The sequence below is a fragment of the Bradyrhizobium sp. SK17 genome (genome assembly GCF_002831585.1).
In the GTDB taxonomy this organism is placed as follows: Bacteria; Pseudomonadota; Alphaproteobacteria; order Rhizobiales; family Xanthobacteraceae; genus Bradyrhizobium.
The window spans coordinates 7,701,894-7,725,738 of sequence record NZ_CP025113.1; the positions used below are offsets into that span (position 1 = coordinate 7,701,894).

General features: G+C 65.2%; 22 protein-coding genes. 11 read left to right on the top strand and 11 right to left on the bottom strand.

From position 1 onward, the window contains the following. Window positions 1-110: 110 nt before the first annotated feature. Window positions 111-1,064, bottom strand: coding sequence for a sugar-binding transcriptional regulator (locus CWS35_RS35765; RefSeq protein ID WP_024583854.1), 954 nt, complete (start codon window positions 1,062-1,064; stop codon window positions 111-113). Window positions 1,065-1,073: 9 nt separating this feature from the next. Next, the gene (locus CWS35_RS35770; protein ID WP_100955745.1) at window positions 1,074-1,739 is read right to left on the bottom strand and encodes an HAD family hydrolase; all 666 of its coding nucleotides are present in this window, start codon (window positions 1,737-1,739) and stop codon (window positions 1,074-1,076) included. 114 nt (window positions 1,740-1,853) lie between these two features. On the opposite strand from CWS35_RS35770, the gene ybaL reads away from it, so the two are divergent. Both ybaL and CWS35_RS35780 read left to right on the top strand, forming a co-directional pair. Further along, window positions 1,854-3,590 (top strand): YbaL family putative K(+) efflux transporter, encoded by a 1,737-nt coding sequence (ybaL, locus tag CWS35_RS35775; RefSeq protein ID WP_100955746.1) that lies wholly within the window; start codon window positions 1,854-1,856, stop codon window positions 3,588-3,590. Between the two features lie 66 nt (window positions 3,591-3,656). Further along, window positions 3,657-3,890 carry a hypothetical protein gene (locus CWS35_RS35780; RefSeq protein WP_024583857.1) on the top strand — a complete coding sequence of 78 codons (234 nt, stop codon included), beginning with the start codon at window positions 3,657-3,659 and terminating at the stop codon, window positions 3,888-3,890. A 19-nt stretch (window positions 3,891-3,909) separates the two neighbouring features. Here the strand turns inward: CWS35_RS35780 and CWS35_RS35785 are convergent, their stop codons facing one another. The 5 genes from CWS35_RS35785 to CWS35_RS35800 form a co-directional block, all read right to left on the bottom strand. Continuing rightward, complete coding sequence (locus CWS35_RS35785) at window positions 3,910-4,134, bottom strand: hypothetical protein (RefSeq protein ID WP_100955747.1); 225 nt, start codon at window positions 4,132-4,134, stop codon at window positions 3,910-3,912. A gap of 198 nt (window positions 4,135-4,332) precedes the next feature. Continuing rightward, on the bottom strand, window positions 4,333-4,608 hold the full coding sequence (locus CWS35_RS35790; RefSeq protein WP_024583859.1) for a chaperone modulator CbpM: 276 nt from the start codon (window positions 4,606-4,608) through the stop codon (window positions 4,333-4,335). Further along, complete coding sequence (locus CWS35_RS35795; protein WP_024583860.1) at window positions 4,605-5,507, bottom strand: DnaJ C-terminal domain-containing protein; 903 nt, start codon at window positions 5,505-5,507, stop codon at window positions 4,605-4,607. Before CWS35_RS35795 ends, CWS35_RS35790 begins: the two co-directional genes overlap by 4 nt. Window positions 5,508-5,630: 123 nt before the next feature. Continuing rightward, window positions 5,631-5,813: a hypothetical protein gene (locus CWS35_RS39295; RefSeq protein ID WP_024583861.1), complete on the bottom strand. Its 183-nt coding sequence runs from the start codon at window positions 5,811-5,813 to the stop codon at window positions 5,631-5,633. Window positions 5,814-5,895: 82 nt separating this feature from the next. Beyond that, window positions 5,896-7,227, bottom strand: coding sequence for a YXWGXW repeat-containing protein (locus CWS35_RS35800; protein ID WP_100955748.1), 1,332 nt, complete (start codon window positions 7,225-7,227; stop codon window positions 5,896-5,898). A 14-nt stretch (window positions 7,228-7,241) separates the two neighbouring features. Here CWS35_RS35800 and CWS35_RS39300 point away from each other — a divergent pair, with 14 nt between their 5' ends. The 6 genes from CWS35_RS39300 (at window position 7,242) to CWS35_RS35825 (ending at window position 13,193) form a co-directional block, all read left to right on the top strand. Next, complete coding sequence (locus CWS35_RS39300; RefSeq protein ID WP_157817325.1) at window positions 7,242-7,529, top strand: hypothetical protein; 288 nt, start codon at window positions 7,242-7,244, stop codon at window positions 7,527-7,529. A gap of 313 nt (window positions 7,530-7,842) precedes the next feature. Beyond that, the gene (gene clpB / locus CWS35_RS35805; protein WP_100955749.1) at window positions 7,843-10,455 is read left to right on the top strand and encodes an ATP-dependent chaperone ClpB; all 2,613 of its coding nucleotides are present in this window, start codon (window positions 7,843-7,845) and stop codon (window positions 10,453-10,455) included. A gap of 104 nt (window positions 10,456-10,559) precedes the next feature. Next, entirely contained in the window at window positions 10,560-10,829 is a 270-nt protein-coding gene (locus CWS35_RS35810; protein ID WP_024583864.1) for a DUF2171 domain-containing protein, read from the top strand. A 217-nt stretch (window positions 10,830-11,046) separates the two neighbouring features. After that, window positions 11,047-12,108 (top strand): Dyp-type peroxidase, encoded by a 1,062-nt coding sequence (locus tag CWS35_RS35815; protein WP_100955750.1) that lies wholly within the window; start codon window positions 11,047-11,049, stop codon window positions 12,106-12,108. Beyond that, a complete protein-coding gene (locus tag CWS35_RS35820; protein WP_100955751.1) occupies window positions 12,101-12,919 on the top strand; it encodes a family 1 encapsulin nanocompartment shell protein in 819 nt (272 codons plus the stop codon). Before CWS35_RS35815 ends, CWS35_RS35820 begins: the two co-directional genes overlap by 8 nt. A 79-nt stretch (window positions 12,920-12,998) precedes the next feature. Further along, the gene (locus CWS35_RS35825; RefSeq protein WP_024583867.1) at window positions 12,999-13,193 is read left to right on the top strand and encodes a hypothetical protein; all 195 of its coding nucleotides are present in this window, start codon (window positions 12,999-13,001) and stop codon (window positions 13,191-13,193) included. 77 nt (window positions 13,194-13,270) lie between these two features. Here the strand turns inward: CWS35_RS35825 and CWS35_RS35830 are convergent, their stop codons facing one another. Continuing rightward, on the bottom strand, window positions 13,271-14,557 hold the full coding sequence (locus tag CWS35_RS35830; RefSeq protein WP_100955752.1) for an MFS transporter: 1,287 nt from the start codon (window positions 14,555-14,557) through the stop codon (window positions 13,271-13,273). A 115-nt stretch (window positions 14,558-14,672) separates the two neighbouring features. On the opposite strand from CWS35_RS35830, the gene CWS35_RS35835 reads away from it, so the two are divergent. Next, window positions 14,673-15,884 (top strand): amidohydrolase family protein, encoded by a 1,212-nt coding sequence (locus tag CWS35_RS35835; protein ID WP_100955753.1) that lies wholly within the window; start codon window positions 14,673-14,675, stop codon window positions 15,882-15,884. 19 nt (window positions 15,885-15,903) lie between these two features. On the opposite strand, the gene CWS35_RS35840 is transcribed toward CWS35_RS35835, so the two are convergent. Continuing rightward, window positions 15,904-16,713 (bottom strand): WecB/TagA/CpsF family glycosyltransferase, encoded by an 810-nt coding sequence (locus tag CWS35_RS35840; protein WP_024583870.1) that lies wholly within the window; start codon window positions 16,711-16,713, stop codon window positions 15,904-15,906. Between the two features lie 495 nt (window positions 16,714-17,208). Here CWS35_RS35840 and CWS35_RS35845 point away from each other — a divergent pair, with 495 nt between their 5' ends. Then, window positions 17,209-18,339 (top strand): GNAT family N-acetyltransferase, encoded by a 1,131-nt coding sequence (locus CWS35_RS35845; RefSeq protein ID WP_100955754.1) that lies wholly within the window; start codon window positions 17,209-17,211, stop codon window positions 18,337-18,339. A 59-nt stretch (window positions 18,340-18,398) separates the two neighbouring features. Here CWS35_RS35845 and CWS35_RS35850 read toward each other — a convergent pair whose 3' ends face one another. After that, complete coding sequence (locus tag CWS35_RS35850) at window positions 18,399-19,619, bottom strand: NAD(P)/FAD-dependent oxidoreductase (RefSeq protein WP_100956950.1); 1,221 nt, start codon at window positions 19,617-19,619, stop codon at window positions 18,399-18,401. Window positions 19,620-20,119: 500 nt separating this feature from the next. Here CWS35_RS35850 and CWS35_RS35855 point away from each other — a divergent pair, with 500 nt between their 5' ends. Then, the gene (locus CWS35_RS35855; RefSeq protein ID WP_100956952.1) at window positions 20,120-21,478 is read left to right on the top strand and encodes a lipopolysaccharide biosynthesis protein; all 1,359 of its coding nucleotides are present in this window, start codon (window positions 20,120-20,122) and stop codon (window positions 21,476-21,478) included. 81 nt (window positions 21,479-21,559) lie between these two features. Here CWS35_RS35855 and CWS35_RS35860 read toward each other — a convergent pair whose 3' ends face one another. Next, window positions 21,560-23,644, bottom strand: coding sequence for an exopolysaccharide transport family protein (locus CWS35_RS35860; RefSeq protein ID WP_100955755.1), 2,085 nt, complete (start codon window positions 23,642-23,644; stop codon window positions 21,560-21,562). Window positions 23,645-23,845 lie beyond the last annotated feature (201 nt).

Sequence of the window (23,845 nt, forward strand, 5' to 3'; positions counted from 1 at the left end):
TATGTTCATCCTGTCGTCGGTATTTGTCAAGCACACGGCTGCACCGTCCCGCGCGATTGCGGGTTCCATTGCACGCTGGAAGGGTGGTTCCTGAAAGGGGAGAGCGCCGCCTAGCGATCCAGCACCGCGCGCGCGGTTGCCTCGTCGGTGATGAGGCCGTTGATCACCCGGCCCGCCAGTGCCGCCTTGATCGCTGATACCTTGGCGGCGCCGACTGCGGCGGCGATCGTGGTTTGCTCGGCGGGAATCTGCGGCGGAATGCTGGTCAACCGCTTGTTAGTGCCGCCCTTGATCAGGCGTCCCTTGGCGTCATAGGCCCAACCCGTCACCTCGCCGATCGCACCGAGCCGCATCATCTCCAGCAATTCTTCGCGGGTCACGAATCCATCGACATGGACCTGGGCCTTCTGGTCCATCTGGCCGATGCCGATCAGGCGCAAATCGGCCCTGGCGGCGACCGCCCTCACCCGCGCGATCGGATCGATGCGGACCATGCGGTTGCGCTCGTCCTCGCTCGACATCAGGAACGGCAGCGGCATCGGGTAGTGACGCGCACCGGTGCGGTCGGCGAGCCGGCCCACCGTGTCGTAGAAGCTCGCCGAGCCATCGGCGGAGATGTTGCCGACCAGCGAGACGATCTGGTGATCGGGCCGTTCGATCGGCGAGACCCGCTCGACCGCGGCGCGCACCGCGCGGCCGGTGCCGAGCGCCACGATGACCGGCGTCTCCGAGCGCAGCGTCGTCTCCAGCAGATTGGCGCTGCGTTCGGCGATCCCGGCATTCGACAGCGGCGCCGACGGATCGGACGGAACGACGTCGCAATGCACCAGATCGAACCGCGCCTTCAGCCGCGAGGCCAGCTCCATGCAGGCGGCAATGGGATGTTCGAGCCGGAAGGTGATCAGCCGCTCCGCCAGACACAGGGACACCAGGCGCTGCGCCGAGGCGCGCGACACCTGGAGCATCTTGGCAATCTCGTCCTGGGTGTGGCCCGCGATGAAATACAGCCAGCCGGCGCGCGCCGCGTCGTCGAGCCGGGACTTTTCATTGTCGGGCGCAACCATGATCCTGTGTCAGCCTTCCGTCCAGAAATCCGTCATCGCGGCGAAGATTCGATCCGCACCAGCCTGCCGCAGCAGAGCATTGCCGTCCGCCGACCGGTAGTGGGCGCCACCGACAAATCCCCACACTTTCATGCCCGCCGCCTTCGCGGCCGTCACCCCGCTGACGCTGTCCTCGATGACCAGCGCGTGGTGCGGCTCGGCTCCCATTGCGGCCGCGGCATGCAGAAACAAATCCGGCGCCGGCTTGCCATGCCTGACCATCTGCGAGGTGTAGAGATGCGGCCCGAAATGAGCCGCAAGCCCGGTCAGCTCCAGTGAGAACTTCACCCGCTCGATATCGCTGGAGGAGGCTACGCAGTGCGGCACACGCAATTGTTCGAGCACCGCGGCGACGCCGGCGATCGGCTGGAGCTGGGCGCGGAAGGTCTTTCGCACCTCGCGCGCCAGTTCGGGCAGAAAGGTCGCCGGCAATGGCGCGCCGGCCGCCTGGCAATAGTCGGTCAGCGCCGCCGAGCTACGCCCGAGGAAGAGGGTCATCGCCCGCTCGGTGCTCATGTCGATGCCAACCCGGGTCATCGCCTCGGCGAGACAGCGGCAGCTCAATTCCTCGCTGTCGACGAGCACGCCGTCGCAGTCGAAGATGACCAGATCGGTCTCGGGCAGCCGCGGATCCATCCCGATATGAGATCATATGCTCAGTCTGTGAGCAATAGATCACATTTCCGGCGCAGAATGCCGCGCCTCAAATGGTCGCGGTGCACCATTGGGGATGCTGTGCGACAAGGCGAAATGCCGCATGACACACCTCTGATCGCGACCGTCGTCGCGGGCCTCGGACTTGCTTTTGTCTTCGGGACCATCGCCCAGCGCTTTCGGGTTCCGCCACTGGTCGGATATCTGCTCGCGGGCGTCGCCGTCGGTCCCTTCACACCCGGCTTCGTCGCCGACCAGGCGCTGGCCACCGAGCTCGCCGAGCTCGGTATCATCCTGCTGATGTTCGGCGTTGGCCTGCATTTCTCGCTGAACGACCTGTTGTCCGTGCGCAAGATCGCGGTGCCGGGCGCGGTCGCGCAGATCGCGGTCGCGACATTGATGGGGCTCGGCCTCGCGCTGTTGATGGGCTGGACCGTCGGCGCCGGCCTGGTGTTCGGTCTCGCCTTGTCGGTCGCAAGTACCGTCGTGCTGCTGCGCGCGCTGCAAGAGCGCCGCCTGATGGACACCGAACGCGGCAAGATCGCGGTCGGCTGGCTGATCGTCGAAGACCTCGCCATGGTGCTCGCGCTGGTGCTGTTTCCGGCAGTGGCGAGCTTCCAGGGCGGCGGCGAAGGCGCCGCCCTCGCCTCCGATCCGCTGGCCACCCGCTTCGGCCTCGGCCTGACCGGCGTGCTGGTGCTGACGCTGATCAAGATCGCGGTGTTCATCGCGCTGATGCTGGTGGTCGGACGCCGGCTGATCCCCTGGGTGCTGCACTACATCGCGCACACCGGCTCCCGCGAGCTGTTCCGGCTGACGGTGCTCGCGATCGCACTCTGCATCGCATTCGGCGCGACCAAGCTGTTCGGGGTTTCGCTGGCGCTCGGCGCCTTCTTCGCCGGGATGATGCTGCGGGAATCGCCGCTCAGCCAGCGCGCCGCGCAGGAGACGCTGCCGCTGCGCGACGCCTTCGCGGTGCTGTTCTTCGTCTCGGTCGGCATGCTGTTCGATCCGCTCAGCGTGGTGCGCGAGCCCTGGCCGTTCGTCGCGACCTTGTTCGTCATCGTGGTCGGCAAATCGCTCGCCGCGCTCCTGATCGTCGTGCTGTTCCGTCATCCGATGGCGACTGCCCTGATGATCTCGGCGAGCCTCGCCCAGATCGGCGAATTCTCCTTCATCCTGGCCGAGCTCGGCGTCGCGCTGAACCTGCTGCCGAAGGCCGGCCGCGACCTGATCCTGGCCGGCGCGATCTTCTCGATCATGCTCAACCCGCTGGTGTTCGCGGTGGTCGACTGGTTGACGGCGCGGCTCGAGAAGCCGGAGACCGCCTCGCCGACTGCCGCAACCGCCGAACCGATCCCGACCACGGCGTTGCAGGATCACACCATCCTGGTCGGCTACGGCCGGGTCGGCAGCATCGTCGGCGATGCCTTGTACGAGCGCAACGCACCGTTCCTCGCGGTCGAAGCGTCCGACGACATGGTCGCAAAGCTCAAGCAGCGCGGCATCGAGGCCTTGATGGGCAACGCCGCGCGCGCCAGCGTGTTGCGCGCCACCAATCCGGCCGGCGCACGCTCGCTGGTCATCGCCATCCCGGAAGCGTTCGAGGCCGGACAGATCGTCGAGCAGGCGCGCGCCGCCAATGCCGATATCCAGATCATCGCGCGGGCGCATTCCGACGCGGAGGTCGATCATCTGAAGGGTCTCGGCGCCGACATCGTGATCATGGGCGAGCGCGAGATCGCCCGTGGTATGATCGAGGAGCTCGACCGCATGCATCCGGCTGCCGCGCTGCAAAGCGCGCCGGCCGACAGGGAAGATTCAGCGGCATAACGCGACCGCGACCAATCGCCAAACGGGGTGAGGCGCGCCTCACGCGAGATGAATGGAGATCAGGACATGGCGTTCAAGAGCCCGCACGTTTCGCTGGTGTCGTTCTCGATCGAGATCGGCGTCGAGGGAACGACAAATGTCATGCAGATCGAAACCGACCTGCATCTGAACACGCGTCATCCGAACTATGATGCGGCCGCGGTTGAGCGGCTGGAGCGCGACGCGCAGGCCTACCTCGCGGGCAATGCCGGCCAGGTGGCCCGGATCCGGCTGGTCTCGACGCGCAGCGGCCAGACCTGACGGGGCGAGGCGCCAGGAATCAGGGGCCGAGAAACGCCGGCGCCAGATCTTCCTGCACGATGATGTTGGCCGCTTCCGTCGTCAGCTCGCTGCCGACCAGATCGAGATTCTTCGCGGCCTCGAACAGCATCGAGCGGACGTCATCCGGGGTCAGCACGCCCTTCGCGATCAGCTTGCGCACCAGCGCTTGCAGGATGAGAACGTCGATCTCGCCATGGGCCAGCGGCGTCGGCTTGTCCGTCATGATGGTCTCCCAGGGCTGAAGTTCGACTCAGGCGAGGTGGTTGTCTGAGCATGATCTCTTCGGAAAACCCGCCTTACACTTTTCCCGATCGTGCGCTAGAGCCTTTCCCGTTCCCGATGAAATCAGAACGGGGCTCTAGGTTCTTGTCTTGACGCGTTTTCTTCACGCGAACCGGTATCCACTTCGCTCGAAAACGCTCTAGCGCGGCGGCGACGCGATGTCCTTGTGCAGTTCCTCGAACGCGCGGCGCAGGCCATGCAGTTGATCGACCAGATGCAGGATGACGTCGATCCCCTCGTCGTTGACGCCGAAGTCGCCCTTCAAATCCCGGATCAGGTGCGCGCGCGCCACGTCGGTGTCCGAGAAGCTGACGTCGTGGGCGGTGTGCTCCGGCACCAGCCATTGCTGCTCGACCCAGAATTCCAGGGTCTGCACTTCCAGACCCGCATCAATGAGGAATTGCTGCTTGTTCATGACGCACCATCCTCGCGTGGATTGAATGCCTTGCGATCCCAGCTCGATACGAACGCCTCGAGTTCGGGATCGGGTCCCTTGGGCAGGACCACCTTGAGCTTGACGAACTCATCGCCATGGCCGCCGCCGACCCGGGGCGCGCCCTTGCCGCGCAACCGCATCGTCGTGCCGGTGTTCGAGCCCTTTGGAACCGTCATGGTGACCGCGCCGGTCGGCGTCGGAACGTTGACCTTGCCGCCGAGCACGGCCTCGGCCAACGAGATCGGCAGTTCCAGCGAAATGTCGTCGCCCTCACGGGTGAAGCGCGGATCGGGGCGAACCTCGACCTCGATCAGCGCATCGCCGGGACCGCCCTTGCCGCTGCCGGGCATGCCCTTGCCGCGCAGACGGATGATCTGTCCGTCAATGAGTCCCGGCGGGATCGTGACGTCGAGCGTGCCGCCGTCGGGCAGCGTCAGGCGCTTGCTCGCACCCGTGATCGATTCGGCGAAATCGATCGCAAGGCTGTAGTGCAAATCGCGGCCGCGCCGGTTCGCGCGCGCCTGCTCGCTGCGACGGAGCAGCTCGGCGAATGCGTCGTCCTGATCCATGTAGTCGGCATAGCCGGAATTGTCCGCGTAAGGGTGTCCCTGGTCCGCGGTGGCGAAATCCCGGTAGTAGCGATGCTGCGGCCGCTCGGCGCCGCTGGCGTCGATCTCGCCGGCATCGAAGCGCTTGCGCTTGTCGGCATCGCTGAGCAGGTCGTTGGCGGCAGCGACTTCCTTGAACTTGTCCTCGGCCTCCTTGTCACCCGGATTGAGATCCGGATGCAGCTTCTTCGCCAGCTTGCGATAGGCCTTCTGGATGTCGGCCGCAGACGCCGTCGGGGCAACGCCAAGGACCTCGTACGGATTTCTCACCACCTGCTCCGCAACACCGTGAATGCACTTGCAATCATGAGGGCGCAAAAGCCGGCGATTTGCAAGTGCGCAGGCTCATCGCCGGGAAACGGCGACGCTGAATGCGCGCAGCGCAACGACGAGCTAGGACGTATGCCCGGGATCCAGATAGTTCGGCATGTTCTTTTGCTGCTGCGGCGTCATCCTGGCGGGGTCCGGTTTGCCCGGCACGCCCCGCGGTCCGAGCAGGGCCCGCTGCATATCGTCTTCGCTCAGGCGAGGCTTTCGATCGTCAAGCTGTCCGTCGCCACCGAGACTTTGTGCCACCACCGACCTCCTCTGATGATCGCTTGTGCGGAGAAAGACTACCGCGCTCCGCCGGAACAGGCCAGCGGAGCGCGGACGTCGCCTAGTGCTCCTGCCGCTTCTCCTCCGCGGGATGGCCCGCAGGCGCGGCCTGGGCGTGCGGCTCTGGCCGCGCTGCCGGCTGCGGATGCGGCTCAGGGCGCGCCATCGTCTCCGGCCGAGGTTCCGGCCTTGGTTCGGGCCGCGCTACCTGTTCCGGCCGCGCGACGGGCTTAGCAGCGGGCTCGGGCCGCGGCTCTTCCCTGCGCACTTCTTCAGGCCGCTTCTCCTGCACGGCAGGCCGCGCGACCTCCGGCGCAGGGCGCGGCTCGGCGGCGGGCGCCGCACGCTTCTCTTCGACCGCGGGTCTGTTGGCCTCGGCCGGCGGATGCGCCACAACACCCTTCTCGGGAGCCGGAAGCGCATGGGACCCGGCAGGCGCCGGTGCACCGGGGTGCGGTTCAACCCTCGTCTCCGGAGTGGTGGTTGCACGTCTCTCCTCGGCCGCGGGCTTGTTCTGCTCAGCAGGCGGAATCTCCTTGCCCGGGACCGGGAGCGCGTGGGACTCGGCTGGCGCCGGCGCACCCGCCGGATGTCCCGGCTCCCCGGCTGCCGGCCTTGCGGCCGTGGCAGGCACCGCCTCACCGGCCGGCCGCGCACGAACCACGCCCGGTCCCTTCAACTCGCCGGGACGCGCCGTCGCGGCAACGGCGGGCACGCCGTTGTTGGCGCGCTTGAACAGGTTCGGATCCTGGCTTGCGGTCTCGACCTGCTTGCGTTGCAACGGTGTCGGCGCGAAATGCTGCTCGGTGGCGACCGCGCGCTCGGCGGGCGTCGGCCGCACCTCGATGCCGCCGCGGCCGCCATTGTAGCTGACGTTGTTGATGGTGGTCTGATTGATCGTGACGTTCTTCTCATAGACGTTGGTGATCTGCGCGCCCTGCAGATTGTTCACGGTGCGATTGTAGAAGAAGTTGCCGTGATCCCAGCGGCCGCCCTCATAGCCCGAACCGCCGTAGCCGAAGCCGTAATTGATGCCGCCGTAGAAGCCGACGCGCTCGCCCCAATAACCCTGGTGGTAGATGAAGCCGCCGCCGAACGCGCCCCAGTAACCCGGGGTCCACAGCAACCCGACCCGCGGCGGCTGCACCCAGGTGCCCGGCACCCAATAGTAATCGCCGCGATCCTCGTCCCATGACCAATTGCCCGGCGACCACATGTAGCCCGGCCCGGGAACCGGCGGCTGATCGTAAGTCGGCAATGGCGGCGGCGCCGTGTCGACGGCAGAGACCGGCGCGCATGCCGCGTCCTGCGCGCTTGCTGGTGCGGCCGTCGCAGTGAGCAGCGCCGTGGCAATCGCTGCACACGACACGGTCGAAAGGAGACGAGTGATCATTGGGAGCCTCTTCGATGAGCACGTTCAACGTGAGAGCCGGAACAAAAGTTCCGTGCATCGGCAATGCACCGACACACTTCACCGCTAGCGCCTTGACCTTACACCAGCCTGAAATGCATCGAAGCGAACGGAAACGCATTTTCGTGGCTATTCATCGGCGGTTCAGAGTGAATCGTGTCGTGACACGACATGATTCAGCGGAACATCGCGCCGTCGCGCGCGCATCACAAGCGCGCCGCGTCGCGAGCGAGGGGATCATTTCCGAAAACGCGAATCCGGTCCTCGCTGTCGCAGAATTGTAACGATCCGGACTCGCCGAATTCCGCACCGCCCGGATGACTGCGATCAGCGCCATCGGCGTGATTGGTGCATCCGCCATACCAGCGCAGCCGTAGCAGTGCCGCCGGATGAGTGCCAACGACAGCGCGCGGCGATTGACACACCCTTGAAACGACCACACGATGCACGCAACGGCAGTGTCAGGGGCGCGGTTTGCCACCGGCGCAAATGCACCGGGCTGCCGCATGATGGATGTCATCGTTCCGCCATCTGTCGCCGGCGGCAATGCATGGCATGATCTGAGTTCGACGAGCCTGCGCTGCCCGAGGTGCCACGATGAACATTGAAAAATATACCGATCGCGTTCGCGGCTTCATTCAGTCGGCACAGTCGCTGGCGATGCGCGAGGGGCACCAGCAATTCTCGACGCTGCACATCCTGAAAGTGCTGCTCGACGACCCCGAAGGCCTCGCGGCCGGCCTGATCGACCGCGCCGGCGGCAACTCGCGCGCGATCCTCAAGGCGACCGAAGACGCGCTGGCCAAGGTTCCGAAGGTCAGCGGCGCCGGCTCCGGACAAATCTACCTGGCGCCCGAGACGGCGCGCGCTTTCGCCGCAGCGGAACAGGCCGCCGACAAGGCCGGCGACAGTTTCGTCTCCGTCGAACGCCTGCTGCAAGCGCTCGCGGCCGACAAGGACAGCGACGCCGGCAAGCTGCTCGCCAAGGGCGGCGTCAATCCGCAGAATCTGAATGCGGCCATCAACGCACTGCGCAAGGGCCGCACCGCCGACAGCGCCTCGGCCGAGAACGCTTATGACGCGCTGAAGAAATACGCCCGCGACCTGACCCAGGCGGCGCGCGACGGCAAGCTCGATCCGGTGATCGGCCGCGACGAGGAGATCCGTCGCACCATCCAGGTGCTGTCGCGCCGCACCAAGAACAATCCCGTGCTGATCGGCGAGCCCGGCGTCGGCAAGACCGCGATCGTCGAAGGCCTGGCGCTGCGCATCGTCAATGGCGACGTGCCGGAGAGCCTGCACGACAAGGCGCTGCTCGCGCTCGATCTCGGCGCGCTGATCGCGGGCGCAAAGTATCGCGGCGAGTTCGAGGAGCGGCTCAAGGCGGTGCTGCAAGAGGTGACCTCGGCCGAGGGCGGCATCATCCTGTTCATCGACGAGATGCACACGCTGATCGGCGCCGGCAAGGGCGACGGCGCGATGGACGCATCGAACCTGCTGAAGCCCGCGCTAGCGCGCGGCGAGCTGCATTGCATCGGCGCCACCACGCTCGACGAATACCGTAAGCATGTCGAGAAGGACGCGGCGCTGGCCCGGCGTTTCCAGCCGGTGTTCGTCTCCGAGCCGACGGTCGAGGACACCATCTCGATCCTGCGCGGCCTGAAGGACAAATACGAGCAGCATCACGGCGTGCGGATCGCGGATTCGGCGCTGGTCGCCGCCGCCACGCTGTCGAACCGCTACATCACCGACCGCTTCCTGCCCGACAAGGCGATCGACCTGATGGACGAGGCGGCGGCGCGGCTGAAGATGCAGGTCGATTCCAAGCCGGAAGAACTCGACTCGCTCGACCGCGAGATCATCCGGCTCAAGATCGAGCAGGAGGCGCTGAAGAAGGAGACCGATATGGGCTCCAGGAGCCGCCTGCAAACGCTCGAGAAGGATCTGGTCGATCTCGAGAAGAAATCGGCGGACATGACCTCGAAATGGCGCTCGGAGAAGAGCAAGCTCTCCGACGCGCAGAAGATGAAGGGCGAACTCGAACAGCTACGCACCGAGCTCGCCAACGCGCAGCGCAAGGGCGAATTCCAGAAGGCCGGCGAGCTGGCCTATGGCCGCATCCCAGAGCTCGAGAAGAAGCTCGCCGCCGTCGAGGCCAGCGAGACCTCGTCCGCCAGCGAGACCGTGACCGCCGACAATATCGCGGCCGTGGTGTCGCGCTGGACCGGCGTTCCCGTCGACAAGATGCTGGAAGGCGAGAAGGACAAGCTGCTGCGCATGGAGGAGATGCTCGGCAAGCGCGTCGTCGGCCAGGCCGAGGCGGTGCGTGCGGTGTCGACCGCGGTGCGCCGCGCCCGCGCCGGTTTGCAGGACCCGAACCGGCCGATCGGCTCGTTCATGTTCTTGGGGCCGACAGGTGTCGGCAAGACCGAGCTCGCAAAAGCACTCGCCGAATATCTGTTCGACGACGAGACCGCGATGATCCGCCTCGACATGTCCGAATACATGGAGAAGCACTCGGTGTCGCGGCTGATCGGCGCGCCTCCCGGCTATGTCGGTTATGACGAAGGCGGCGCGCTGACGGAGGCGATCCGGCGGCGGCCCTACCAGGTCGTGCTGTTCGACGAGATCGAGAAGGCGCATCCGGACGTGTTCAACGTGCTGTTGCAGGTGCTCGACGACGGGCGCCTGACCGACGGCCAGGGCCGCACCGTCGATTTCCGCAACACGCTGATCATCATGACCTCGAACATCGGCGCCGAATATCTCGTCAACCAGCCGGAAGGCCAGAGCACCAGCGCGGTGCGCGATCAGGTGATGAACATGGTGCGGGCGCACTTCCGCCCCGAATTCCTCAACCGGATCGACGAGATCATCCTGTTCCACCGATTGCAGAAGAGCGACATGGGCCGCATCGTCGAGATCCAGTTCGCGCGGCTGCGCAGGCTGCTCGAGGATCGCAAGATCGAGCTCGAGCTCGACCCGAAGGCGCGCGACTGGCTCGCGGAAAAAGGCTGGGACCCGGCCTATGGCGCCCGTCCGCTGAAGCGGGTGATCCAGCGCAGCGTCCAGGATCCGCTCGCGGAGATGATCCTCGCCGGCGACGTGCGCGACGGCTCGGAGGTGAAACTCTCCGCGACCAAGGCCGGCCTCACCTTCAACGGCAAGAAACCTGCGAACTCGGCGGCCGACGAATTCGAACCGGTGTGAGACGAGACGCGCACCGCCAGCGACGCACGCTGTCATCGCCGCGTCGTCCGGGCGCATCATATGCAAGCTGAACATTCAAGCCGAACTCAACCAGGGAGAGCGCCATGACGCAGCAGGGCATCAAGGACAACATGGAGGTCATCGGCGCCGATGGCGTGCATGTCGGCACCGTCGATCGCGTCGAAGGCAACCGCATCAAGCTCAAGAAGAGCGAGAGCGACGGCTTCCACAAGGGTCATCACCACTATATCGAGCTCGGCTTCGTTGCCGGCGTCGAGGGCTCCAAGGTGCGGCTGTCGGCCAATGCCGCCATCGCGGTGACCCTCGAGGAGGAGAAGTCCGGCAAGCCCGTTGGTCCGTCCGCGGAAGCCTAAAGCTGATCCGGAAAAGTGCGAAGCGGTTTTCCGGAAAGATCATGCGCAAACAGGAAGCCAAAGCGAGATGACGATTCAACCTCATCTCATCTCGCTTTGGCAATCCGGGCTCTTGTAAAGGCTCCGATGGCATGCTCCTCTCTCGGTATCCAGACGCCGATCTGGCGTTCGGCCCGCCTTTTTTGTCGTGGAAGTGCCGTTAGTTAAGGAGACCTGCGTGCCATCAGCCGTTCCGCAACCGGTCGCTGCGAAGCTGACGCGCGCGGCCATCTTCCTTGCGGTCACCATCAAGCCCAATCCGGAATTTGATACGGCGGTGCGGTCGCTCTGCGCCGATCTGGCCGCGCTGGTGCGCGCCGTCGGCTTCCGCGATCTCGAGGGCCGGCTGTCTTGCGTGATGGGAATAGGCTCCGATGCATGGGACCGCTTGTTCGGCGCGCCGAAGCCGCAAGGCCTGCATCCGTTCCGCGAGATCCACGGCGTCCACCACGCGGTCGCGACCCCGGGCGACCTGCTGTTTCACATCCGCGCCGTGCCGATGGACCTCTGCTTCGAGCTCGCGACCCAGATCATGTCGCGGCTCGGCGATGCCGTTGCCACCTCCGACGAGGTGCACGGCTTCAAATATTTCGACGAGCGCGACCTGCTCGGCTTCGTCGACGGCACCGAGAACCCCGAGGATCAGGCGGCGCTCGAGGCCACCATCATCGGCGACGAGGACGCGGCCTTCGCCGGCGGCAGCTATGTGATCGTGCAAAAATACCTGCACGACCTGACCAAGTGGAACGAGCTGCCGGTCGAGATGCAGGAGAAGATCATCGGCCGCACCAAACTGTCCGACATCGAGCTCGACGACGCGGTGAAGCCTAGCTATGCGCACAACGCGCTGACGACGATCGTCGAGAATGGCGAAGAGCTCGATATCGTCCGCGACAACATGCCGTTCGGCAATGTCAGCGAGGGCGAGTTCGGCACCTACTTCATCGGCTATGCGAAGTCCCCGCACCGGATCGAGCAGATGCTCGAGAACATGTTCGTCGGCAGGCCGCCCGGCAATTACGACCGCCTGCTCGACTTCAGCCGCGCCGTGACCGGCACGCTGTTCTTCATCCCGTCGGCGACCTTCCTCGAGGATGCCGCGAGCGCGGCACCCGCGGCCCCGCCCGCCGAGCCGTCGCTGGATGACGCCGGGGCCGACGACACACCCGCACCAAGACTGCCGCCGGCCGATGGCTCGCTCGGTATCGGCTCACTGAAAGGAGAGGCTGGACATGAATAATCTGCATCGGGGACTGGCTCCCATCTCTGAGGCGGCATGGGCCCAGATCGAAGAGGAAGCCACCCGCACGTTGAAGCGCCATCTGGCGGCGCGCCGTGTCGTCGACGTCGACGGCCCCAAAGGAACGGACTTCTCTGCGGTCGGCACCGGCCATCTTACGAAGATTCCAACCCCCGGCGACGGGGTCGAGGCGACGCAACGCGACGTCCGCGCTCTGGTCGAGCTGCGGGTGCCGTTCGAGCTCACGCGCCAGGCGATCGACGATGTCGAGCGCGGCTCGAATGATTCCGACTGGGATCCGCTGAAGGAAGCCGCGCGCAAGATCGCCTTCGCCGAGGATCGCGCGGTGTTCGACGGCTACACCGCCGCCGGCATACAAGGCATCCGCGAGGGCAGCAGCAATCCGGTGCTGACGCTGCCGTCGAGCATCAAGAACTATCCCAACGTGGTGGCGCAGGCGGTCAGCCAGTTGCGGCTCGCCGGCGTCAACGGACCCTACACGCTGCTGCTCGGCACCGAGCCCTATACCGCGATCGGCGGCGCGACCGACGACGGCTATCCGGTGTTGCAGCACATCCAGCGCCTGGTCGACGGCAAGATCATCTGGGCGCCCGCGATCGAAGGCGGCGTCCTGCTGACCACCCGCGGCGGCGATTTCCAGCTCTCGATCGGCCAGGATCTGTCGATCGGCTATCTCAGCCACTCGGCGACCGCGGTCCAGCTCTATTTCCAGGAGACCATCACCTTCCTGATGCTGACCAGCGAAGCGTCGGTGGTGCTGGCGCCGGAGGCGAAGAAGAAACCGGCCTAGCCCCATCGGCGTTCACTCTTCCAGAAGCCTCGGGCCAGTCCGGAGACTTCTGTTGATCATCGACGGAGAGGAGCACGCAATGCAGGACTACGATCTCTACATCAATCCCAACAAGGCGTCGGTCGGTCTCTATGTTCGCAAGGGCGCGGGCCTTCCCGACCTCGCCGATGCCAAGGACTGGGTGTTCGACGGCACCTCGGCGCAGGCCAATCTGCCGCCGCAGCTCGTGAAGGAGATCGACGCCAACGGCCACGCCTTCCGCGACATGGATTGAGCGCGGCTGTCGACGCCAGGAGCCAGTTCCGTTTCGACTGAATCGGAACGGGCACTGGATCCTTGGTTCGAAAGGCCCTAGGTCTCGCCGACCTTCACCGGCGCGGTCTCGGGCATCAGGCTCATCGCGACGATGCCGACCGCGGCCGCGAGCAGCAGGTACCAGGACGGCGCCAGCGGATCTCCCGTCACGTGCAGCAACCACGTGACCACGAGCTGCGCGGTGCCGCCGAACGTCGCGATCGCGACCGCGTAGATCGTGGCGAACACGCCGCCGCGGATGTTCTGCGGCAGCGCCTCGGTGAAGGCGGCGTAGAATGCCGTGAACGGCAGCGATCCGATGAACGACAGGATGCCGAAGCCGAACAGCAGCGACCAGGCACCGGGCTCACGGACGATCCAGAGGAAGGCCGGATAGGTCAGCACCAGCACGACGAGCTGCGGCCAGATCATGATCGGCTTGCGCCCCAGCCGGTCGGCGAGCCAGCCGCCCAGCACCGCGCCGATGATCTGAAGTCCGTTGCTCACCAGCGATACGGTGAAGGCGAGCGACGACGGTACGTGCAGCGTATTCTTGGCGTAGGTCGTCATGTACTGGGTCACATAGGTCGAGATCGTGCCGCTCGCCAGAATCATCAACGCCAGCACGATCACGCGGAAATGCCAACGCGCCAGCTTGATATGGTTCGAGCCCTCTATGTTGGCAGCCGCACGCGCATCATGAGGAACCGTTTCCGGCAGCGTGCGGCGCATCCAGATGCCGAACGGCAGGCAGACGGCGCCGAGCAGGAATGCGACGCGCCAGCCGTAGGCTTGGAGCATGTCGGGCGCCATCGTGCTGCTCAGGATGACACCGACCAGCGCGCCGACCGTCGCCGCGACCTCCTGGCTCGCAGGCTGCCATGCCACCACCAGGCCGCGATTCCTGGGTGCCGCGATCTCGACGAGATAGGCCGTGGTCGGTCCGACCTCACCGCCGAGCGCAAATCCCTGCACCATCCGCGCCAGGATCACGACGATCGGAGCCGCGATGCCGATGGCGGCGTAGGACGGCGTCAGCGCGATGGTCAGGATCGCGCCTCCCATCAGGGCGAAACTCAGCAGCATTGCCGGTCGTCGACCGACGCGGTCGGAGAAGATGCCGAGCACGACGCCGCCGATCGGCCGGGTCAGGAAGCCGGCGCCGAAGGTCGCAAGCGACAGCATCAGGCTGCCGTACTCGCTTTGCGCGGGGAAGAAGGTGTGCCCGATCTCGGTCGCAAAGAAGCTGTAGGTGATGAAGTCGTAGAACTCCAGCATGTTGCCGATGGTCGCGGCAAACGCTGCGCGCTTGACATCGAATCCCCTGCTCGCAATGTCCGACAACGCTCTCGGTTCCTTGTCTGGCTGTTCGGTGCGAGTATTATTCCTTCGATCATGTTAGGCAAGGCATGACGCGCAGCGCGCACCGCATGTGAAGCAAGCGACGAGGACAGATCCGATGCCGGCCGACAAACTCTTCATCAATGCCAGGCTTGGCGACGGCATGCGCCGCGACATGCTGGTTCGTGACGGCCGCATCGCCGCGATCGAAGCCGCAGGTGAGCGTCCGGCGGGGATCGAGACCGTCGATCTCGGCGACGCGCTTGTCGTGCCTGGATTCGTCGAGGGCCACATCCATCTCGACACCAGCTTCTACGGCGACACCTGGCGGCCGCATCGTCCCTGCACCAATGGCTTCGACGTCCATGAGCGGGTTGCGTTCCAGGCCGAGAACATGGCAGCGGCCGCGCCGATGGACGTGCGGGCGCGCAACCAGCTTGATCTCTGCATCGGACATGGCACGACGCAGATGCGCAGTCACGTCATGGTCGATGGCTCGGTGGGCCTGAAGTCGCTCGAGACCATCCTCAAGGTGCGCGACGAATATCGGCAGCTGATCGACATCCAGCTCGTGGCATTCCCCCAGAGCGGAATTCTCAGCAGTCCCGGCACTCCGCAATTGCTCGACGAGGCGATCAGGCTCGGCGCCAATGCGGTCGGCGGGCTCGACCCGGCGAGCTTCGATCGCGACGTCGAGGGCCATCTCGACGTGGTGTTCGGCGTCGCGCAGAAGCACGGCGTCGATGTCGACATCCATCTCCATGACGGCGGCATGCTCGGTGCCTTCGAGGTCGAGCAGATCGCGGCGCGAGCGCGCGCGCTCGGCATGGAAGGGCGCGTCGCCGTCAGCCACGCCTACGGGCTCGGCGACATCCCTGCCGATGCGCTGAAGAAGACCGCCGACATCCTGGCGCGTTCGGGCGTCTCGATCATGACCAACGCGCCGGGCAGCCGGCCGTTTCCGCCGGTCGCCACGCTCAGGAAGGCCGGCGTCACGGTGTTCAGCGGCAACGACAACATCCGCGACTCCTGGTGGCCTTATGGCGACGGCGACATGCTGGGCCGCGCGATGATGATCGGATACCGCTCCGGCTTCTACACCGATGAAGAGCTCGCGATCGCCTTCGATATGATCACGACGGCCGGCGCCAAGGCGCTGCGGCTCGAGGGCTACGGCCTGCATGTGGGAGCCAGGGCCGATTTCGTGACCCTGAACGCCGCACATATCCAGGAGGCCGTGGTTGCGCGGCCTTCCGGGCGTTCGGTCTACAAAGGCGGGGTGCTGGCGGCGCGGGACAATCGCGTCAACAGGCCGACAGGGCCATCCTGAACTCGCCGCCGCGCCGCGGTTAGTCCCTGCCGGACGACCGGCTCCGGTTGAACAGCAGATAGAGCGCGTGCGGATTGGTGGTCAGGTAGCGCCAGAACAGCCGGCGCGGCTCGAGCCAGAGACGCCAGGCCCATTCGAGCCCAACGATCTGCATCCATCTCGGCGCGCGCGGCCGCGAGCCGGACAGGAAGTTGAACAGTCCGCCCGAGGTCTTGATGACGCCGACATTGGACAGCAGCGGCATGAATTCGTCGACGAAGGCCTGCTCGTAGGGCACGCCGAGCGCGACCCAGAGGAAATCCGGCGCCAGGGCATTGATCTCGTCCACCTTGGCCCGCAGCGCGTCGCCGCGCAGATAACCGTGCGAATGGCCGACGATCTTCAACGCCGGATACGCCCGGCGGACATTGGCGATTGCCGCCTTGTTCTCGGCCTCGTTGGCGCCGAACAGATAGAAGGTCAGCCCGAGCGCTTCCGCCTTGCGCGCGACGTCATGGAACAAGTCGGTGGTCGCCACCCGCTCGGGAAGCGGCTTCGACGACCGCAGCTTTGACACCATGACAAGCGGCTGCCCGTCGGCATTGATCAGATCCGCGGTGCGAAACAACCGATCGGTCATCGGCTCGGTCGAGCAGCGCGACAGCACCTCGCCATTGGCGGAGGTCAAATACAGAGGCCGGCTGACACGCCGGTTCGGGTACACCACCCCGACCATGAAGTCCGCGGTCTGTTGGCGATCGAGCACGGCGAGCCGCAGCCCTCCGACGGTTGCCCGGGGGACATCGGCGGTCGCCGCCCTGCCGGCAGGGTTGATGCGCCGTTCCGGCAGGCCGTTCGGCATCAACGATCCAGCTGGCACGTACGCCGAGACCGCCGGTTGCCCGCCACGCTGACTGTCGCAAATCCGGACAGGCGGAGCAGCTGTGCCCGAATTGAGACGCCGGGGCCATGCGCGATCGGCCTGCGAAGGCAAGATTGCGTCGGAAACGCGGGCGTTTTGGTCGTGACTCGGCATCTCAGTAGCGGCTCCAGGGCTAACAGGCCCTTGACTGCAATATCCGGTCCACGCCGCCCGCCGGACCTTGCAGGCGCGATTTGCCCATGCTGTAAAGGAATTGTTAAAGATGCCGACTGCCGCTGCGTGAGACGACAGAAGCAGCGAATTCCTGCCAGGGCGGGACGTTCCACCAGCAACAAGGCGCAAAGATCGATCCAGTACATTAATCCAAATCGTATTCCGACGATGCCGGTGGCGGCCGGCCTTTGCTATAAGAGGACCGCCGCTTTGCCGGCGCTTTGAAATTGTTATTTTGCCTGGTCACACATGAATAAGAATGATGACGCGTTCGATGTCTGCATCGACGACGCATTCGACTTCTTATCCGAAGATTATGCGGAGCTGTTCGGGAGATCGGACGCCACCGCCTTTCAACATCCGCTGTGGCTGGACAGCCTGTATCGAAAACTCGCTCCCGCCGCGGCGGCAAAGCCGCTGATCGTGGTCGTTCGCGCTCGTGCAACCGGCGCGCTGGCGGCGGTGCTGCCGTTGCTGCGCGTGCGCCGCGGACCGATGCGCACGATCGAGTTCGCCGACCTTCGCGTGTCCGACTATCTATCGCCGGTCTGCGCCGCCACGACGTTCGCCGACCTGCTTCAGGACCGGCACGCCTGCGAGCGACTGCGACGGCTGCTGCGGCCGTTCGATCTGCTGCGCATGCCAAAACTGCTCGATGCCAGGATGCCGATCGAGAATCTGCTCGGGGCCCCTCACCGCAGCCTGATGGATACAAATGCCTATGCCACTGTCCTGGTCGCGCCGTTCGAGCAATGGCAGATCAGTGCCTTGGGCCGATCCTACCAGAAGGAGCTGGCAAAGAAGTGGCGCCAGATCCAGAAGAAGGGCGAGCTCGCCTTCTCATGTTGCGACGACAGCGTCTCGATCGGCGCGGCCATGGAGGTGATGAGGAAGTTTCGCGGCCCGCGGTTTCAGGCGCAGGGCGACGGCGACCTGTTGCAGCGCCAGGAGTACTTCGATTTCTATTCGGACGTGGCGCTTCGCGGCGTCGGCTCCTTTGTCCGGCTCTATGCCATGAAGATGGACGGCAACGTCATCGCCACCGCCCTTGGACTGGTCCACCGGGACAGCCTTCTCGTCGTCATGACGGCGTTCGACATCGAGGGATACAAGAGCCAGTCGATCGGTGCGCTGATGTTCGAACGGGTCGCGCAGGATTGCATCGAGCGCGGTGATCGGATTCTGGATTTCACCATCGGCGATGAACCCTACAAGAAGCATTTCGGGGGTCAGCCCACGCCGATGTCGAGCGTGACACAGGCCGGCAGCGCGGCCGGCGCCATAGCCCTGTTTGCGCTGAAGCAGGCGCCCTGGATCAAGCAGGCCGTCAAGCGCGTGACCGACTTCGGGCCGATCCGCACCTCGACCGGCACGCACTGACGCGCGGAGACTGTTTGACCCGATCGTGTCGCGCTGGCAGCCGCGAAGGCAAGTAGCTGCTACCGGAGCGCGCCGCGAACGCGCATGACCCATCCCGGATGGATCCGGTCCACCCGATGCGTGATCATGCGGCGCAGGAAGTGCAGTCTGCGCCGCATGCTCCAGCGAGCATCGGTGTTCGAGGTCAGGGCCTGGCGGAAGCGCGCCAGTTGCAGCGAGTGCCGGTCCGCGGCAAGCTTGTCCCGATCGGAATAGAACTGCGCGATCTTCTCGATGCCCATGCCTTCGGTCTCGAGCCAGCGCGGCAGATACTCCGTGCAAAGACGTTCGACATCGACCAGCAGGCGGCTCACGCCGGTTCCCGCCGCCGGACAGTTGGTCTGAAACGCATCGCCGATCAACACGACGCCCGGCTGCAGATGCCCCTCGGTCACGGACAGATCCATGACCCAGTTCTTGACCTGGCCGACGATCTGGAAATCACCGAGATAGGGCTCGAGGCCCGGCATCAGGCGGAGCAGCGTTTGTCTGGTGTCGCGGCGCAGCTCGCGCATGATCGGATCGGTCGGATCGCGGAACATGAACAGGTTTGCTCGCATGCCGCCCGACATCGGAAACAGGCTGAGGTAATCCACCCCGTCGGCCGCCTCCTTGCCGTAGCAGGTCAGCGAGTCGAAACCGAACGGCGCGTTGTCGGGCCGCGCGATCGTGAAGCCGAACGTTACCGAATGTCGCGCGGCAATCATCTGCCGGCGCATGCCGAGATTGTGGCCAAGTGCGCTGGCCATGCCGGTCGCCAGGACGACCAGACGCGAGACGACGCGCGTCCCGGAAGCCAGCGTCAGCTGCTGACGATCCTCGCTGCAATGGACATCGGTCACCTGGTCGAGCAGGAAGCTCGACGCATCAGGCGTCAGGCTGCGTGCCATGTCGACGAGGTTGGCATAGGAAATTCCATAGGACCGGCCGACACTGATATCGACCAGCCTGCCGCCCCTGATGTTGAGCGACCGGTCATACGACGATGCGACCGCCTTGACCTCGTCGATGAATCCCAGGCGACGCAGGATATCGATCTGCCGTCCGGCAATCTTTTCGACGCGGAATTCATCCGGTGGAATCTGGCGCTTGTCGATCAGGAGGACCCGGTACCCGGCTCGGGCGAGGACAGCTCTGGCGAGCGAGCCTGCCAGGCCGGCGCCGACGATGGCGACGTCCGTCTCGATGACCTCCGCCGCCCCAATCGCGGCCGGCATGGTCGTGGTTTCCTCGGCAATCATGATGTCCGCTCCGACGGCCAATGGCCGCACAACCGCAGTTTGCACCACAACTGCAATTTGCTTGCCGCGCCGCCGCCGGACCGAACGAACGCGATGAGTTCCATTATTGAGGTTAACGACAGCGCCCGGAGGGCGACCGGCAGCTCGCGGCATACGGCTTGCACAGAGAGCGGCCATGAAACCGATCGTTTGGAGGCCGCGCAGCGCGACGGCGGATCAATGCGCGGCTGCGGGGCGTCATCGCTTGCCGTTGGCACCCGGAAGCAGTGCAGCGGCGCTGTTGGACTGGACGCTGGAGCACCAGTCAAGCTGCGCCGTTTGGAGACAGCAAGACAGGCGACGTTCCAGAATGAAGCAACGCGACATGCTGGCAAGATTCACCGCGGCGTGGTGCCCGCAAGCCCGCCAGCAGGAACGGAATTTTAGCAACAGAACATTAACACTCCCGACTTCACGGATTGCTAGGGTCAGCTGCCCGATTGGATATTGAGACGCCTCAGGTGATTGCCTCTGTTCGCCGATTGTTACAGCGCGATGTCACGCGCGGCGTAGCCGGGACCATCCTGCTCAAGGTTGGCAGCGGCGGGCTGGCCTTCGCACTGTTCTCGCTGGCCGCGCGAACGATGACGGCCGACGCGTTCGGAGATTTTGCGACCTGGCTGTCCGTCGCACAGATCGCCGCGGTCGTGGGACTGGTCGGCCAGGAGCTGCTGCTCGTTCGCTTCCTCAATGAGTACCAGGTGCGCGGCGAGAGCGACCTCACCAAGGGCGTCCTGCTATCGAGCCTGAAGTACTCGGCGGTCGGCATGTTGATTTCGATCGTGGCGATCGCCGTGGTGGCAGTCGCTCGCGGCGAATGGTGGCTGCTGGTCCTGTCGGTGTCGGCGTTCACGGCCGTCAATGCCGGACTGATGCTCGGCAGCCAGATCGCCCGCTCCCTGGTCAGCATCCTGATGGGTGAAGGCAATCGGGAATTCTTCTGGCGGGTCGCCGTCGTCCTGTTGCTGATCGTCGCGCTGCTCGCTCACCGCCAGCTCACCCCTGCCGAACTATTCACCGCGATGACGGTCATGATGGCCCTCGGGCTGGTCGTCCAGATCGTGTCGATCGTGCGCGTGCTGCCGAACCTGCGCGCGGTCACGGCCCGGTTCGAGACGTCACGCTGGAACAGGAGTGCGTTCCGGTTCTGGCTCGCGTCGATCCTCGAAGCGGCAAACCAGTATTTCGACGTCATCCTGGTCTACTGGATGCTGGATCCGGCCACGGCAGGCGTCTATTTCGCGGCCTCGCGCCTGGCCAACATCTTCGCCATGCTTTCGGCGGCGCTCTACACGTTCGGTGCGCGCCGCCTGCCCTCGTTGTATTTCAGCAAGAACCACATCGAGCTCGAACATACGCTGAAGCTGATGGCCGAGGTGACCGCGCTCTGCGTGCTCAGCGGGCTCGTCATCGTCTGGCTCGGCGCCCCCTACCTGCTCGGCCTGTTCGGGCCGCACTTCGCCGCGCAGCAATGGGTGCTGATCGTGCTCGCGATCGGAACCGCGTTCCAGGCCGCGGGCGGACCGTCAGCCGCCGTTCTGCAACTGACCGGCCACGAGCGCGATTATGTTCCGGTCGTCGCCGCCAACGTGGCGCTGCGACTGGTCGGATTTGTCGTGCTGATCCCCTGGCTCGGCGTGCTGGGTGCTGCGATCTCTGCCACCGCTTCGCTGATGCTCGCGACCATCGCGCTCAATGTGCTGTGCCGCCGCCGGACCGGCGTCGACCCGTCAGTCCTGGTGCTGTCGCATCTCGCGTCATCGAAGGGCCGCCCCTATGCGGTCCGCGTCGCCGACGGCAACGACCAGGGCAGCTATTAGGGCGCGCCTTTTCCGCGCGCATCTGCGCGGCCTTCGCTCGAAACGCCCAGCACGCGCGTTCGCGGCGCGGACAGACCGGCCTCAGCTCGCCAGGCCCAGGGCTTCGTCCCGGGCTTCGCGAACACCGGCGTTGGCCGCCGCGCGATTGACGACAAGCGCGGTCGGCACCGAGCCGAACCCGGATAGATCGGCCCGCGCCTTGGCGATGGCGACCGAGTTGGCGGCGCCTTCACGAACCACCAGGATCACGAGATCGGCGTGGGCCGCCAGCGCCACCGCCTCAGACCGCATGGCAAGCGACGAGGCGTCAACGATGATCAGGCCGAAATCGGCGCGAATGTCGTCAGGCGGATATGGCGGTGCCTTGCTGCTGGCCCCCAGCAGCTCGACGACCGACGGCAGATCGGCCCGGATCATTCCGGAGCCTTGCGCCGGCACCGCATCGATGCGTCCGGATTCCATCTCGATCAGGACGCAGAGCGTGCCGCTCTTGACCGCCGACCGGTTGAGCGACCGCGCGACGGTGCTGCCGCCCGCGCCGGCCTCGACCGACAGCAGCAGCGCCACCTTGCCGTGCGGTCCCGGAAGCTGCTCGATGTTCTCGATCAGCAATTGAAGATACGCGCTGAGATCTGGCTCGACCGCCGTGGCAATCGGCGTCTGCCACACGCTCCTGACGGCATCCGGCGACACCATGTTGGGAATGCGCGCCAGCACGGGCAACCCCGGCGGCAGCGCGGGTGGCGGCACCGGCGCCTCGGCGCGGCGAGGCACCGGGATCGTCCTGATCGGGACCTGGGTCAGACCAGGCATGGCGACAATCGCGGTCGACGACAGCAGCGAGACGATCGCAAGCGCGACGAGCAGCAGCGAGAGTGGCGGAAGCGTCGAGCGCAACGGCGGCGTCGCGCGCGATGCGATCTTGGTCTGCGAGCTTTGCAGGCCGCGCTGCTCGTCCGTCGTCTTGTAGCGTGAGAGGAACTGCTCGTAGATGTTCTTGTTGGCGTCGGCATCGCGCTGCAAGTCCTGCAACTTGACGAGCGACTGACCGTCGACCAGGATTTGCTGCTCGACCGCCTTCAACTGGTCTTCGAGAGCCTTCTGCTGGTCGCGCTGCGCTTCGTATTCCGACTTCGCGGTATCGATGTTCTTCTTCCGCTCGATGTCGATCTGCCGATTGAGGTCGCTGAGCTGGCTGAGCGCCATCACGAGGTCGGGATGACGGTCGCCGAGCACCCCGCGCTTCTGCGCGATCTGGTCATTGAGCGCGGAGCGCTGGGCGCGCAGCGTGCTCAGCAGGTCCTGCTTGATCGGCCCGTCGACATTCGCCTTGAGGTCGCGCTGCGACTGCTCGTAACGGGCCTTGGCCTCCTCGCTGCGAGCGCGCGCCGCGGCGACCTGCTGCGTCAGATCGGTGACGCGCAATTGTTGCGTGGTTGCATCCTTGCCGGCATTGACGATCCGGTGCTCGAGCTTGAACCTGGCGACGGCATCTTCCGATGAGCGCAGCCGGTCGTTCAGTGCCTTGAGCCGGCTCTTCAGCCAGTCGGCGGCTTCGTCGGTTGCCACGGTGCGGGTGCCGCGCTGGCTGGCGACGAACGCCTCGGCAACCGCGTTGGCGTAGTACGCCGCGCGTTGCGGATTGTTGGACGTGAAGGTGATGGCGATGACATAGGTCAATCCGCGCCGGGAGATATCGAGCCGCTTGCGGAACCGGTCGAGCAGACGCGTGGCATCGGTCCCGCCTCCCGAGATGTCGTTGTCCTCGGCGACCTTGAGCTGATCGATCAGCGGCCCGAGAAAGCCGTCGGATTTGGCGATCTCGACATAGCTCTGCAATGCCGCGGCATCCTGCCCGATGCCCGGCAGCACATCCTGATCGGTCGTGACGCGCAGTTCACGCGGGTCGACCACGACCAGAGCGGTGGCGGCGTAACGCGCCGGGATCAACATCAACACGATGACGCCGATCGCGAAGATGACCGCGGCAAGCATCAGGATGCGCTGGCCGTTCTCGCGAAGAAAGGCGATCACGCCTGGGACGCTCAGCACGCCCTTGGTGATGGCTGTGGAGGACTGGCCGGCCGGCACGCCGGCAGATTCCCACGACGCTGCGGGTTCCGTGGCTTCGGAACGTCTCGGGCCTGCGCGGCGACCGAACTTCATGGGCTTTGACTCAAATTCAACTGACGGCACAGTCCAGCGCCTGCTGCCAACGTAAATATCTATGGTTAATCTGCGGTTACCCTTCTGTTGCGCCGCCGTAACCAATTAGTTAACGAGCAGGTTGTACCGTGTCGCCGAGACAACGGCTCCTGTCTGCCGGCAATGTTCGATCGCACTAAATGAGCAATAACCTCAATACGC